Origin of the sequence: Streptomyces sp. NPDC006368 (genome assembly GCF_040612535.1) — a bacterium.
In the GTDB taxonomy this organism is placed as follows: domain Bacteria; phylum Actinomycetota; class Actinomycetes; order Streptomycetales; family Streptomycetaceae; genus Streptomyces.
On record NZ_JBEXQK010000002.1, the window covers coordinates 356,627 to 371,246 of the forward strand.

A 14,620-nucleotide genomic window follows, 5' to 3' on the forward strand; every position below is an offset into this window, starting at 1 on the left:
CAGGTCCCTTGAGAGGGCCACGGAGTTGTCCACAGAGGTGGAGTTCTCCACAGAACCACGGGCCTCGCTGGTTCATGACCCCGAAAGCATGGCAGGCTCTGTTCATCGCGAGCCTGAAGCCGAGGAGAGTGAATCCTTGCGGTCCAACGCCAACATCGCGGGACCGATGACCGATCCGGTCCCCGGTCCCCGTACCGAATCGGCGGGGGAGGATGTTTCACGTGAAACACCGCCCCCGATGGACGACACCCCCATTGGTCGTGCTGCCCAGCTGGCGGTGGAGGCTTTGGGCCGTGCGGGTGAGGGCCTCCCCCGCCCCGCGCAGACCCGTGTCATGGTGGTCGCCAATCAGAAGGGCGGCGTAGGCAAGACGACCACGACGGTCAACCTTGCCGCGTCGCTGGCGCTGCACGGCGCACGCGTTCTGGTCATCGACCTCGACCCGCAGGGCAACGCCTCCACGGCGCTCGGCATCGACCACCATGCCGAGGTTCCTTCGATCTACGACGTCCTGGTGGAGAGCAAGCCCCTCTCCGATGTGGTCCAGCCGGTCCCGGACGTCGAAGGACTCTTCTGCGCCCCGGCCACCATCGATCTCGCCGGTGCGGAGATCGAGCTGGTGTCGCTGGTGGCGCGGGAGAGCCGACTGCAGCGGGCGATCCAGGCGTACGAGCAGCCGCTCGACTACATCCTGATCGACTGCCCGCCGTCGCTCGGTCTGCTCACGGTCAACGCCATGGTGGCCGGCGCCGAGGTCCTGATCCCCATCCAGTGCGAGTACTACGCCCTGGAAGGGCTGGGCCAGCTGCTCCGGAACGTTGAGCTGGTGCGCGGGCACCTCAACCCCACGCTCCACGTATCGACGATTCTGCTCACCATGTACGACGGCCGGACCAGGCTCGCCTCTCAGGTGGCCGACGAGGTACGCAGCCACTTCGGTGATGAGGTGCTGCGGACCAGCATCCCGCGTTCCGTCCGTATCTCGGAGGCACCGAGCTACGGGCAGACCGTGCTCACGTATGACCCGGGCTCCAGTGGTGCGCTGTCGTACCTGGAGGCCGCGCGTGAGATCGCCCTGCGTGGGGCCGACATCTTCTACGACGGCCGGCACGCCCATGTGGGCAACCAGATCAGTAAGCACAGCATGTCGGAGGGGATTCAGTGAGCGAGCGACGTAGGGGGTTGGGGCGTGGACTCGGTGCGCTGATCCCCGCTGCTCCCCAGGAGAGGCAGGCGCCTTCGGTGGGGACGGGTTCCACCTCCCCCGGGGCGATCCCCGCATTGACGGCGGAGCGGGGTGTGGCGGCGGCCAAGCTGGCCACCTTGCCCAAGAGCGCTCTGTCCATGGAGCCGGGACCTTCGGCGCCGGAGCCCGCCGAGGTGATCGCCGAGCCCGAGGCCCCGGCCGGGGCACACTTCGCCGAACTGCCTCTGGACGCCATCACGCCCAATCCGCGTCAGCCGCGTGAGGTCTTCGACGAGGACGCGCTGGCCGAGCTGGTCACCTCCATCAAGGAGGTCGGCCTGCTCCAGCCTGTCGTCGTACGGCAACTGGGTCCGGAGCGGTATGAGCTCATCATGGGTGAGCGTCGCTGGCGTGCCTGCCGGGAAGCAGGACTGGAGCGCATCCCCGCGATCGTCAGGGCCACCGACGACGAGAAGCTGTTGCTGGACGCACTGCTGGAGAACCTGCACCGGGCGCAGCTGAACCCGCTGGAAGAGGCCGCTGCCTACGACCAGCTGCTGAAGGACTTCAACTGCACCCATGACCAGCTGGCCGACCGGATCGGGCGTTCGCGTCCGCAGGTCTCCAACACGCTGCGTCTGCTGCGTCTCTCGCCGCCGGTGCAGCGCAGAGTCGCCGCCGGTGTGCTGTCGGCCGGGCATGCGCGCGCACTGCTGTCGGTGGACGACCCCGAGGCGCAGGACAAGCTGGCGTACCGCATCGTGGCCGAAGGGCTGTCGGTGCGCGCGGTCGAGGAGATCGTGACGCTGATGGGCTCGGAGCCCAGCAGCGCTCCCACCAAGCCGAAGGGGCCACGGGCCGGCGGCCGCGTCTCGCCGGCGCTCACCGATCTCGCCACCCGGCTCTCGGACCGTTTCGAGACGCGGGTGAAGGTGGACCTGGGGCAGAAGAAGGGCAAGATCGTCGTGGAGTTCGCCTCGATGGAGGACCTTGACCGTATCCTCGGCACGCTCGCCCCCGGGGAAGGCCGGGTGCTGGCACAGGGACTCGCGGAGCAGCAGGACGCCGAAGGCTGAGCTCGCTCAGCATGCCCGTCCGGGGCGGGCCGTGTCCGGTGTTCACCGGGATACGGTCCGCCCTTTGGCCTCTTCCCGTATGCGTGTCATCACCGGATCGATACGATGCGTTGTGGTATGCGCATCCGCCTGACTCACTATGGAGGGAGAACCAGGCATGCGAGAGGTGAGCCGCGGCCAACTGGTGACAGCAGGGCTGGGACTCGGTGCCGTCGGCGGGTTCATCGGCAGTCTGCTCCGGGAACGGAGCGCGCTGACAGCCGCTCTCGGGGCGGCGCGCGAAGGAAGTGAGGAACAGCCTTCATGGGGCGTCGGCTCGTACCGCTCACGCTGGACAACCTTCCGGATCTCCCCAAGCGTTGCCGAGCGTGTGTCTTCTGGGAGCTTGACCCGGTCAGCGGAGAAGCCGCGATAAAGGCGGGCACTCCCGATCTGGAGAAGGAAGCCTGGATCTCCGCGGTGCTGCTGGACTGGGGGTCCTGCGGGCGCGTCGTCTACGTGGACGAGGTGCCCGTCGGGTACGTGCTGTATGCCCCGCCCGCCTATGTGCCGCGCTCGACCGCTTTCCCGACGAGCCCGGTGTCGCCCGACGCCGTTCAGCTGATGACGGCGTGGATCATGCCCGGGTACCAGGGGCAGGGGCTTGGCCGGGTGATGGTGCAGACGGTGGCGAAGGATCTGCTGCGCCGGGGCTTCAAGGCGATCGAGGCGTTCGGGGATGCGCGCTGGAAGGAACCGGCCTGTCTCCTGCCTGCGGATCATTTGCTCGCCGTGGGCTTCAAGACTGTCCGCCCGCACCCGGCGCATCCCCGGCTGAGGTTGGAACTGCGCAGCACCCTCTCCTGGAAGGAAGATGTGGAGCTGGCGCTCGACCGGCTGTTGGGAGCCGTGCAGAAGGAGCCCGCCCTGCGTCCCCTGTGAGCAGGAGACGCAGGGGCGCTGTGGAGAACGACGGACGGCCCATCCCGCCTCGGGATGGGCCGTCCTTGTTTCACGTGAAACAGCGGCGTCAGGCCTTGGTGGCCTCGTTACCGATGAAGGGCTCCAGGTCGCGGACGATCGCGGCCTTCGGCTTGGCGCCGACGATGGTCTTGGCGACCTCGCCGTTCTGATAGACGTTCAGCGTCGGGATCGACATGACACCGTACTTGGCGGCCGTGGCCGGGTTCTGGTCGATGTTCAGCTTCACGATCGTGATCTGGTCGCCGTGCTCGGCGGCGATGGCCTCCAGCGACGGGGCGATCTGGCGGCACGGACCGCACCATTCGGCCCAGAAGTCCACCAGTACGGGCTTGTCGCTCTTGAGGACGTCCTCCTCGAAGGAGTCGTCAGTCACAATCTTCACGGCGCCGGCCACGGCGGCCTCCTTAACTTCGCGGGATGTGGGAGTGGGGTGGATGTGAGGGTCAGAGCACGGGGGTCTTCTCCGGCTCGGCGACCTTCTCGCTGTCGGCGAGCGCGGCGAGGAAGCGCTCGGCGTCCAGTGCGGCGGAGCAGCCCGTGCCGGCAGCGGTGATCGCCTGACGGTAGGTGTGATCGACCACGTCACCGGCGCCGAAAACGCCGCGCAGGTTGGTGCGCGTGGACGGTGCCGCCACCTTGAGGTAGCCCTCGTCGTCCAGGTCCAGCTGGCCCTTGAACAGCTCGGTGCGCGGGTCGTGGCCCACAGCGATGAACAGACCAGTCACCGGCAGCTCGGAGGTCTCGCCGGTCTTGGTGTTGCGCAGCGTCAGACCGGTGAGCTTCTGCTCGCCGTGGATCTCGGCGACTTCGCTGTCCCAGGCGAACTTGATCTTCGGGTCGGCGAACGCGCGCTCCTGCATGGCTTTGGAGGCCCGCAGGGTGTCCCGGCGGTGGACGATGGTGACGGACTTGGCGAACCGGGAGAGGAAGGTCGCCTCCTCCATGGCGGTGTCGCCGCCGCCCACCACGGCGATGTCCTGGTCCTTGAAGAAGAAGCCGTCGCAGGTCGCGCACCACGAGACGCCACGACCCGACAGCGCGTCCTCGTTCGGCAGGCCCAGCTTGCGGTGCTGGGAGCCGGTCGTGACGATGACGGCCTTGGCGCGGTGAACGGTGCCGGCGGTGTCCGTGACGGTCTTGATGTCACCGGTCAGGTCGACGGAGACGACATCGTCCGGGACGAGCTCGGCGCCGAAGCGCTCCGCCTGGGCCCGCATGTTGTCCATCAGGTCGGGGCCCATGATGCCGTCACGGAAGCCGGGGAAGTTCTCCACGTCGGTCGTGTTCATGAGCGCACCACCGGCGGTGACGGCACCCTCGAAGACCAGCGGCTTCAGCGAGGCACGCGCCGTGTACAGCGCTGCCGTGTAGCCGGCGGGCCCGGAGCCGATGATGATCACATTACGGACGTCGCTCACGGGTTTCTTCCTCGTCTCTGCAGACTGCGTAGTGCCTACGGGGCGGGGTCATGGACTCTCACCCCACCCAACGGATCCTACGGGGGATGCATTCCCGAGCGATCCGAGTGGCGCGGCAGCGGCTGTCAGGGGTGAGGGTAGGAGCGCGTCAGCAGCACGTCCGCCTTGGGGGCCTTCGTCGTGGTGCAGGCGGCGTCAAGGATGTAGGCCTCCACCTGGCGGGTGTCGTTGGGGTGCGACAGCACGACGAGGAAAGCCCTTTTCCCCTGGTAATCGCCGAGCTCGGCGGCGAGAGCGGGGTCGGTTCGGCCGATGCCCGCGCGGATGCAGGGCGGGACAGGCACATCCTCGGACCGCTTCAGCGTGTTGGCTCCGATGGAACGGTCCTGTTCCTGCTTGGGAGCCTTGGTGAGGGCCTCGGTGGTGAGGAGGGTCTCCACGCGCTTCTCCAGAGGGGAACCGGCGAATGTTGCCGGGGCGCTGACGGTGCTCTCCGTCGTCCTGGCGCCGTCGCCGCTGTCTCCGGACGGCTGGACGCTCTGGAGAAGCAGGACGCTCGCTCCGATGACTGCGGCTCCGAAGACGGCGCCCAGGGTCACGTTCCGCCGCCGATGGCGCAGGGAGCGGCCACGGCCCGGGCCGGTGGCGGCGCGAGGGCGGCCGGCGGGGCGGTCGGCACGGACGGGGTCCGCGGCCTGGGACGTGGCATGGGCTGTGCTGTCCGGCACGGCAGTTTCACGTGAAACATGGCCGGACTCCATGGGAGCGGTGGCATCCAAAAGCGCCTCCGCGGCCAGCGCGGCATCGATACGGCCCGCGATGTCGGCGGGCATCCGCGCGGGACCCGGCAGCGTGCCGAGCAGTCCGCGGATCTCCTCCAGCGAGGTCCGGACGTCGGCGCAGAGCGCACAGCCGTCCAGGTGCCGGCGCACATCCGCCGTACGGGATGGTGAGAGAAGTCCCTCGGTCAGGTCGGAGATCTCCGAGACATCCGGGTGCTGAGCCGTGTCCGTGGATGTCACGCGCGTCCACCTCCGCCCTTCACAGCAGCAGGGTCATTCGATCCTGCATCCTTCGCTTCCGACGCAGGTGGGACGGATGTCCCTGGCGTCCGGTTCCTTCCCCCTCCAGCCCCACCCTTATCCACGGTGTCACCGCGCAGATGAGTGAGCAGGGGAAGCAGTCTGGCCCGGCCACGCGCGCAGCGGCTCTTCACCGTCCCGGTGGGTACGTCCAGGACGCGCGCCGCTTCCGCGACGGGGTAGCCCTGCATGTCGACCAGGACCAGCGCGGCGCGCTGATCGGCGGGAAGTGTCGCGAGGGCGGCCAGGAGCTCGCGATGGAGGTCCTGCCGCTCGGCGGGCGCCTCGGCCGACTCGTGGGGCTCCAGGAGCTGCTCCCACCGCTCCGTGTCCTCGACGGGCGAGGTCCTGCGGGAGGCGGCCTTGCGGGCGCGGTCCAGACAGGCGTTGACGGTGATGCGGTGCAGCCACGTCGTGACGGCGGACTGCCCGCGGAACGTGTGGGCGGCCCGGAAGGCGGAGACGAGGGCGTCCTGGACGGCGTCGGCGGCCTCCTCGCGGTCCCCCAGGGTGCGCAGGGCGACAGCCCACAGCCGGTCGCGGTGGCGCCGTACGAGCTCACCGAAGGCGTCCGGGTCCCCGGCCACGTGGCGTGCCAGCAGATCCTGGTCGCTTGTGCCGCGCAGTTCGGCATCGTCCAACGGTGAGCTCCCTCCCCGTTTTCTCTGTCAGCCCGTGAAGTTCACGTCCGTGATGGCCTGCTTGTAGCCCGCGCCGCTGTACCCGTCCTGCGGGGAGTACGGCATCGCGGTCATCCACAGCAGCACATACCGGCTCTTCACCGGCTTGTCCGCCGACAGCTTCAGCGTGGTGGCGCTGGTCTGCCCCGAGGCGATCTTCTGCATGGAGTCGACCGAGCCGGAAGGCGACATCGAATCGGTGGCGTAGGCCGTGATGGTGGTGCGGGGACCGCCGTACCGCAGCCCTATCGAGGCGCTGGACACGTCCTTGTCCGAGCCGAGGTCGTAGACGATGCCGACACCTCGCTTCACCGAGGGCGCCAACTCCGGACCGTCGAAGTAGTACTTCGTGCGCCAGTAGGAGGAACTGTCGCTGTCGTAGGTGTTCCCGACGGTCTCCCGGCTCTGCGGGGAACCGTCGGGGGCGTACTCCTCGGCGTCCTGGATCTTCAGGGGCAAAGGAGTCTTCGGCTTCTCGTCGTCCTGGTTGGTGATGGTCTCCGAGGGCCTGGGGCTCTCGGCTCCCTTGTCGTGGTCGAGCAGCTTGTCGGCCACCTGCCAGCTGCCCAGCCCCAGAGCGGCGATGAGGAGCGCCGACACGGCCCACTTCAGGGCCCTGCCGGTACGGCTCTCCAGAGGAGCCGGCGGAACGGACAACGGCTGGGTGGCTGTGCCGGGGCGTGACTGCGGGCGGCCGTAGGTGCCCTGCTGATAGGTCGTGCGCTGGTAGTCGGGCGGCGTGGGGAACTCGGGCTCCGGCGGCCGGATGCGGGGCATCGCCGCGACGGCCTTGGCCAGCTCGTCGGGGGTGGTGCAGGCCGGTTCCTGGCGGGAAGCGGTCGCACCATCGTTGGCGAGGGCGCGCATGGCGAGCTCGGAGAGCCCGCGGTGGACACCGGCGCGGACCTGGTCGGGCGCGATCAGGCCGACATCCTTGGGGAGTCCCGACAGACCGTGTGCGTCGTTCTCGTAAGGCCAGCGCTGGGTGAGGGCCGCGTACAGCAGCGCGCCGATCGCCTCGGTGTCGGTGCGCTGCGGGCGTTCCGCGCTGATGCCGCGCAGGGCGGCGTTGACGGCGAGCCCACGGATGCGCCACTGGCCGGTGGAGGTCCGCAGGACGGCACCGGGGGTCAGGCGCAGGTGGGCGAGTCCCTCACGGTGGGCGGCGGCCATGGCCTGGGAGACCTGGCTGACGAGCTGGTACGCGTCGTGCGGCTCCAGCGGGCCGGCCGCGAGCAGGGCGGTGAGTTCGGTGGCGTCCGGCAGCCACTCGTGGACGACGTAGACGAGTTCGTTCTCCTCGACGGCGTCCAGCACCTGTACGAAACGGGGGTCACCGAGGAGCGCCGAGGACCGGGCCGCCGCGAGTACCGAGCGGGCCCTCGGGTGGTCGGCGGGCAGCAGATGCACCCCCACCGCGCGGCGCAACTTCTCATCGACGGCTCGCCAACTGCTGAACCCGTCCAGACGGGTGACGCATTCCTCGAGCCGGTAGCGTCTGGCGAGTTTGTGGCCACTGTGCAACTCGGGTGCCGTACCCGCGCTCTTCTCTCCGCTCCGCCGCTCGCCGTCGGTGTCCTGGGCGGATGTGTCCGCCGTGTCCTGCGCTTCCGCCACCCCGTCGGCCGCGGCCTTGTCCGCCTTCGCGGTCAGCGGGTCGTCTCCGCTGTTGTCGGCCACGTCGACGGCAGCCGTGCTACGTTCCGCCACCGTCGTTCCTGCCTCCCCATCCGTTGCGCCATATCCAACAGCCATGCCAATTGTGCCCACAGTCCGCCGCCATGCACGACACGCGGTGGCCCATGATGGTTGTGCGGAGACCGTTCGTGACCTTGTTCCGGCCTAGCGGCCCAGTCGGCCGCGGACCATGCCGACCATGGCGTTGAGCTCCTGGATGCGCATTTTCCTGGCCGCCACGTAGAAGACGGCCAGCAGGACGAACCCGCCGGCGATCAGGGCGGCGAGCGCCCCGAGGACACCTTCGCCGAGCGCCCTGAGGAGGGCGAGCCCGACAGCGCCGCCGGCCATTGCCGCGGGGACGGACGCCATGCACAGGCGGGCGTACGTGCGCACGACGTGGGCGCCGTCCAGATCGCCGCCCAGGCGGTTGCGCAGGCGGCGCCAGGCGATGCCGACGCCCACCGCGTAGGCCAGGCCGTACGAGGCGGCCATGCCGACGACGGCCCAGCGGGCCGGGAGGACGAAGTAGCACGCCGCCGACGCGGCGGCGTTGACGCCCGCCACGATGACGGTGTTGTAGAAGGGCGTGCGGGTGTCCTCGTACGCGTAGAACCCGCGCAGCACGACGTACTGCACGGAGTACGGGATCAGGCCCAGGCCGAAGGCCATGAGCATGTAGCCCATCGACGTCGCGCCGCCCGAGGAACCGAAGATCAGCATGCACATGGGGATGCCGAGTGCGACGAAGCTGAAGGCGGTCGGGACGATAGCGACGGCGGAGGTGCGCAGGCCCTGGGAGATGTCGTCGCGGACGGCGCCGCTGTCCCCCTCGTGGGCCGAGCGGGACAGCCGGGGCAGCAGGGCCGCCATCAGCGACACCGTGATGATGGCCTGCGGAAGGCCCCAGATGAGCTGGGCGTTGGCATACGCGGCGAAACCCGTGCCGTCAACCCGGGAGTTGGTCGTCGCGGCGGTGGCCAGCTGGCTGACGACGATCGCGCCCGCCTGGTTGGCGAGCACGAACAGCATCGTCCACTTCGCCAGCTTCGCGGCCTTGCCGAGACCGTGGCCCTTCCAGTCGAAGCGCGGCCGCAGCTTGAATCCGGCCTCCCGCAGATACGGGATCATGGCGAGGGCCTGGACGACCAGGCCGAGCAGAACGCCGACGCCGAGCAGCCGCTGGGCCTCCATGGGGATGGAATCCACCTTCATCCGGGAGTCGGCGGCACTGCCGTAGACCCAGATGAACATGGACAGTGTCGCGATGATCACGATGTTGTTGAGGACCGGTGTCCACATCATCGCGCCGAACTTGCCACGGGCGTTGAGGATCTGACCCATCACCACGTGGACGCCCATGAAGAAGATCGAGGGCAGGAAGTAGCGCAGGAGGGTGACGGCCACCTCGTTCGCCGCCGGATCGTCGGCGACGGGGACGGACATCATGCGCACCAACTGCGGGGCCGCCAGGATCCCGAGCAGCGTCAGGACGCCGAGCACCACCATGACCAGGGTGAGCAGCCGGTTGGCGTAGGCCTGGCCGCCGTCCTCGTCCTCCTTCATGGAGCGGACCAGCTGCGGCACGAACACGGAGTTCAGGCCGCCACCGACGGTCAGGATGTAGATCATCGTCGGGATCTGGTAGACGACCTGGAAGGTGTCGCCCAGGAGTCCCACGCCGAGCGCGGAGACGATCAGCGCGGATCTGACGAAGCCGGTGAGCCGGGACACCATCGTGCCGGCCGCCATGACGGCGCTGGACTTCAGCAGACCGGCGGCGCGGCCACCGGACTTCTTCGGGGCGGGCGCGGGCTCGGGCGCAGCGCGAACCGGTTCGGGCTCCGGCGGGGCGGGCGGGCGCCCGGGGGCCTGCTGGTCGCGGTAGAGGTGCGCGAAGGCGTCCGGCTCGGGCTCGTCCTCACCGGCGCGGGTGACGAGCTCGTCCACACCGGTGAACTGAACGGTCCTCGCGTCGTCTCCGTACGGGAGGTGGCGGGACGGGCCGTCGGGCTCGGGCGGCGGGGTCTGCGCCCAGATCCGCGGATCAGGGGCGTACTGCGGCGCGGCGGGCTGCTGGTAGAGCGGCTGCGGCTCCGGATAGGTGCCGGGAGGGGGCGGCGGGTGCGCGGCACGGTCGTAGAGCGCCTCGCTCACCGGGTCCTGGGCGGCGAGGTCGCGGTCCTGGTACGGATCATGGTCGTAGACGTCCTGGATGTACGGGTCCGGGGCAGGCGGGGGCGCCGGCGCGGGCACCTGGCCTGCCGGGGGCGGCGCGGGCGTCCCACCGGACGGCGCTCTGCCGCCGCCCGCGCCCTGGCCGCGGTCACCGTCGTACGGCGCGTTCATGGTTACCCCACCTCATCGTCCCCGGCCGACCGGCCACGACATCGCTCAACGCTCCACTTTCTCACCCGGGCCCGACGGGTCCGTGCTTTGCGCTCCGGTGTCCGGTGTCGGGTCACTCGGCTGCTCCGGATCGGAGTCCGGCTCCGGGCCGGTCTCCGGCTCCGTCTCCGCGCCGTTCCGCGGGTCGGTCCCCGGCTCCGTCTCCGGGCCGGCTTCCGTGTCGTTCTCCGGGTCCGTCTCCGTGGCGGCCCCTTCGCGTGCCGCGGCACGCTTGCGCTGCGTGTACATCCTGATGCCGGCGAGGACCAGCAGCAGCACACCACCCGCGAGGACCAGCATCACCGTGGGCGTGATCTCGGAGACCTTGACGGTGAAGTACATGGGCTTGCCGTACGGCCGCCCGTCCTCCGTGTACAGCTGCGCGGTCATCGGGACCGGACCGTTGGCGTTGGCGGAAGCGGTGAACTTCACCGACTGGCTGTGGCCGCCGCCGATCCTGACGGGCTGCTCGGAGACGGTGTCGCCGCCGTTGAGCTTCAGACGGGTCGGCTTGGACGAGGTCAGCCGCAGCACCAGATGGTCGACACCCTGCACCAGCTTGTTCTGGACGGTCACCGGGATCGTCGCGCTGCGCCCCGAGAGGGTCAGGTCCGACTTGTCGATCAGCTTCACCTCGGTGGTGAGGCTCTTCAGATACGTCAGCACACCCTGGCGGTACTCCGCCGCCGGCCCCGGCTGTCCTCGCCAGGACGTCGACATCTCACGGTTGATCGCGTTGCCGACCGGTGTCACGACGCGGTACGCCGCGGTCAGGATCACCTTGAAGTTGTCCAGGGTGTCCCGGGTGGCCTTCATGTCCTGGAACGCCTGGAGGGGCAGCTCCTGACGGCGCAGCGCGTGCGGATACCGGGCTCGGTTCGGTACCCGCGTCGTGGCGCGCGGGTCCGGCTTCACCGCCGCGGCGGCGACCAGGTCGACGGGGTGCGTCCAGCGCTGGGCGGACAGGCCGCGCAGGGCGCTCGCCATCGACTGGGCCTGTGCGGCGGACGGCATGCGCTGCGGGGCGATGACGATGCTGCGCTGCTTGCCCGGCTGCTGGTGCGTGATGGTGAGGGTGTGGGCGAGGAACCTCTGGATCGCCAGGGTGGAGTTCTCGGCCCTCGTCATGTCGCCCTGGAAGGCGGTGGACAGTGTCTGGTCGGCCACCAGGGCGGTCGTGCCCCCGCCGATGGGGCGGGCGGCGGTGGGTGCGTACGAGAGGTTGTCGCGCACGCTGTCGCTGCGTGCGATCACCTTGTCTGCGCCGGCCGAGGTGGCGACGTCGACGATCGACGGATCGATCGCTCCGTCGACGGGCCAGGCGAAGTCGACCGACGGTTTCACATGGAGCACCGTCTCCACCGTCGTCTCGGCGAGCTCGGTCGCCGGCTGGAGATGGCTGAGTGAACCGGAGACGTCCTTGCCGCGGTGGGCGAGCGAGGCCAGATCGGGGTCCGCGTACGGCAGCGCGACCACCTTGCGGCCCTGGACGGCCTTCTCCAGGGCGTTCAGCCACCCCTTGGCGATGGCCTGGTTCCGGCCCGGGACGTAGGTCTCTCCGTCCCTGACCTGGTAGCTCCGGGTCATCGCTTCCACGGTGGCCAGCAGGTCGGGGTCGATGACCCAGGTGACGGGAAGCTCCGAGCCGAGGGAGACGAGCCGCTCCAGCCGCCCACCGGGGGCGAGCTCCGTGGCCAGTTCGTCGTTCTCGAAGACGGGTGTCTGCTGATCGTCCGAGCCGGTCTGCGCGGAGAGCCGTGTCGAGGAGATCAGCGGCCAGAGATACGTGAGCTGGGTCTTCTTCTCGGTGGCCTCCGGCTGCCAGGGGAGCACGGTCCGCTCGATGCCGAGGACCTGGTCGTACGGCTCGCTCGGCGTCCGACCCGCGAGGGACACCCCGAGCGGGTAGACGCCCTCCTCGTCGAGGCCGAGCTTGTTCACCGGAACGGAGAGGCTGAAGTCCTCCGTGATCCCGGACGGGAGAGCAGGGATCTTGAACGCGTGGGTGCCACCGACCGCCGGGCCGTCACTGCTCTGTGTGAAGCCCTTGCCCTTGCCCACGTCATCGATCGCACCCCGGTTGCGGAGCGGGGAGCCGACGTGCAGGTCCACCGTCGCACCGCTGACCGTCTCCTTGCCCTGGTTGGTCACCGTGCCGGTGATCGTGAGGGTGTCCCCCTCGACCGGGGCGCCGGGAGTGAGCGTGTTGAGAGACACATCGACGGTGCGGGGGCCCGGGGCCTTCTCATCCGCGTGGGCGGAGGGCGCGACCGGGCCGTACAGGAGGGCGGCGAGCAGCGGCATGCCGGCGACGACGGAGGCTGTACGCCGCAGCCACCGGCGGGCAGGGGAGGGGCGGGTGCCCTGGAAGTCTGCCGCCTCGGCCACGCGCTGCCCGTCCCTTGTCGTCTGGTTGCCGTTGGTGGTTGTCGGTTCCTGCGTCCACGCATGGTAACGAGGCTCGCAGGGGCTGAGTGCCGCGGAGTGCTCCACATGAACGGGCGGAAACGAGGACGACCGGGCGAGCCCGGGCACGTACCCTTTTCTGTTGTGCCGAACGCCAATGAAGACAACCCGAGCGCACTGAGCCAGGTGCAACGCCGTGCGGTCAGTGAGCTACTGCGCGTGTCCCCCGTCGCCGACGACCTCGCCCGCCGCTTCAAGGAGGCCGGGTTCAGCCTTGCCCTGGTCGGTGGATCGGTGCGGGACGCGCTGCTCGGGCGGCTCGGCAACGACCTGGACTTCACCACCGACGCTCGCCCCGAGGACGTACTGAAGATCGTCCGCCCGTGGGCGGACTCCGTGTGGGACGTCGGGATCGCTTTCGGCACGGTCGGGTCGCAGAAAAGCGCCCGCGTCGGAGACGCTGTCCAGCAGTTCCAGATCGAGATCACGACGTACCGCTCCGAGGCGTACGACCGGACCTCGCGCAAGCCCGAGGTCTCCTACGGTGACTCCATCGAGGAAGACCTCGTGCGCCGTGACTTCACGGTCAACGCCATGGCCGTCGCGCTGCCGGAGAAGGAGTTCATCGACCCGCACGGCGGCCTGGAGGACCTGGCGCAGCGTGTTCTGCGCACCCCCGGTACGCCCGAGGAGTCCTTCTCCGACGACCCGCTGCGGATGATGCGGGCCGCGCGCTTCGCCGCGCAGCTCGATTTCGAGGTGGCGCCCGAGGTCATCACCGCCATGAAGGGAATGGCCGACCGGATCGACATCGTCTCGGCCGAGCGGGTACGGGACGAGCTGAACAAGCTGATCGTTTCCGCGCACCCCCGTAAGGGCCTGGGTCTGCTGGTCGTGACCGGTCTGGCGGACCGGGTGCTGCCGGAGCTGCCCGCGCTGCGACTGGAGAGCGACGAGCACCACCGGCACAAGGACGTCTACGAGCATTCGCTGACCGTCCTGGAGCAGGCCATCGACCTTGAGGAGGACGGCCCCGACCTCGTCCTGCGGCTGGCCGCCCTGCTGCACGACATCGGCAAGCCGCGTACGCGGCGCTTCGAGCTGGACGGCCGGGTTTCGTTCCACCACCACGAGGTGGTCGGCGCGAAGATGACGAAGAAGCGCATGACCGCGCTGAAGTACTCCAACGACATGGTCAAGGACGTGTCCCGGCTGGTGGAGCTGCATCTGCGCTTCCACGGGTACGGCACCGGCGAGTGGACCGACTCCGCCGTGCGCCGCTACGTCCGCGACGCCGGACCGCTGCTGAGCCGCCTGCACAAGCTGACCCGATCGGACTGCACGACCCGCAACAAGCGCAAGGCGAGTGCCCTGTCCCGTGCGTACGACGGGCTCGAAGAGCGCATCGCGAAGCTGCAGGAGCAGGAGGAGCTGGAATCCATCCGGCCGGACCTGGACGGCAACCAGATTCAGGAGGTGCTCGGCGTCGGTCCCGGGCCCGTTGTCGGTCAGGCCTACAAGTTCCTGCTGGAGCTGCGGCTGGAGAACGGGCCGATGGAGCACGATGACGCCGTGGCCGCGCTCAAGGAGTGGTGGGCGGCGCAGAACTGAGGGCCGCCATGAACGTGGGGTGCCGTGTTTCACGTGAAACACGGCACCCCCCCATGTTGTGGCCGGGGGGGGGGGGGGGGGTTTTTTAGTTGTAACAAGCCCCCCGGGGGGGGTTGGGGGGTAATTTTTTTTT

The 14,620-nt window shown here is 69.2% G+C and carries 11 protein-coding genes; 4 read left to right on the forward strand and 7 right to left on the reverse strand.

Translation table 11 applies throughout. The features are described 5' to 3' along the window. Positions 1–88: 88 nt before the first annotated feature. The 3 genes from ABZZ38_RS03510 to ABZZ38_RS03520 all read left to right on the forward strand — a co-directional run bounded on the left by ABZZ38_RS03510 (position 89) and on the right by ABZZ38_RS03520 (position 3,183). On the forward strand, positions 89–1,165 hold the full coding sequence (locus ABZZ38_RS03510) for a ParA family protein (protein WP_356735297.1): 1,077 nt from the start codon (positions 89–91) through the stop codon (positions 1,163–1,165). Beyond that, entirely contained in the window at positions 1,162–2,262 is a 1,101-nt protein-coding gene (locus tag ABZZ38_RS03515) for a ParB/RepB/Spo0J family partition protein (protein WP_356735230.1), read from the forward strand. Before ABZZ38_RS03510 ends, ABZZ38_RS03515 begins: the two co-directional genes overlap by 4 nt. Positions 2,263–2,565: 303 nt before the next feature. Beyond that, the gene (locus ABZZ38_RS03520) at positions 2,566–3,183 is read left to right on the forward strand and encodes a GNAT family N-acetyltransferase (protein WP_356735232.1); all 618 of its coding nucleotides are present in this window, start codon (positions 2,566–2,568) and stop codon (positions 3,181–3,183) included. A gap of 88 nt (positions 3,184–3,271) precedes the next feature. On the opposite strand, the gene trxA is transcribed toward ABZZ38_RS03520, so the two are convergent. From trxA to ABZZ38_RS03555, 7 genes are all read right to left on the reverse strand, one after another. Beyond that, positions 3,272–3,619 (reverse strand): thioredoxin, encoded by a 348-nt coding sequence (gene trxA, locus ABZZ38_RS03525; RefSeq protein WP_356735234.1) that lies wholly within the window; start codon positions 3,617–3,619, stop codon positions 3,272–3,274. Positions 3,620–3,668: 49 nt separating this feature from the next. Then, on the reverse strand, positions 3,669–4,643 hold the full coding sequence (trxB, locus tag ABZZ38_RS03530) for a thioredoxin-disulfide reductase (RefSeq protein ID WP_356735236.1): 975 nt from the start codon (positions 4,641–4,643) through the stop codon (positions 3,669–3,671). Positions 4,644–4,768: 125 nt separating this feature from the next. Further along, positions 4,769–5,665, reverse strand: a complete 897-nt coding sequence (locus ABZZ38_RS03535; protein WP_356735238.1) for a zf-HC2 domain-containing protein — start codon at positions 5,663–5,665, stop codon at positions 4,769–4,771. After that, positions 5,662–6,366 carry an RNA polymerase sigma factor SigM gene (gene sigM, locus ABZZ38_RS03540; protein ID WP_356735240.1) on the reverse strand — a complete coding sequence of 235 codons (705 nt, stop codon included), beginning with the start codon at positions 6,364–6,366 and terminating at the stop codon, positions 5,662–5,664. The genes ABZZ38_RS03535 and sigM overlap by 4 nt, the downstream gene beginning before the upstream one ends. A 27-nt stretch (positions 6,367–6,393) precedes the next feature. Further along, a complete protein-coding gene (locus ABZZ38_RS03545) occupies positions 6,394–8,115 on the reverse strand; it encodes a protein kinase family protein (protein ID WP_356735242.1) in 1,722 nt (573 codons plus the stop codon). Between the two features lie 132 nt (positions 8,116–8,247). After that, positions 8,248–10,431, reverse strand: coding sequence for a murein biosynthesis integral membrane protein MurJ (murJ, locus tag ABZZ38_RS03550; RefSeq protein WP_356735244.1), 2,184 nt, complete (start codon positions 10,429–10,431; stop codon positions 8,248–8,250). Between the two features lie 45 nt (positions 10,432–10,476). Further along, positions 10,477–12,858, reverse strand: a complete 2,382-nt coding sequence (locus ABZZ38_RS03555; RefSeq protein WP_356735246.1) for a DUF6049 family protein — start codon at positions 12,856–12,858, stop codon at positions 10,477–10,479. Between the two features lie 162 nt (positions 12,859–13,020). Between ABZZ38_RS03555 and ABZZ38_RS03560 the strand changes: the two genes are divergently transcribed. Further along, a complete protein-coding gene (locus ABZZ38_RS03560; RefSeq protein ID WP_356735248.1) occupies positions 13,021–14,487 on the forward strand; it encodes a CCA tRNA nucleotidyltransferase in 1,467 nt (488 codons plus the stop codon). Positions 14,488–14,620: the final 133 nt, after the last annotated feature.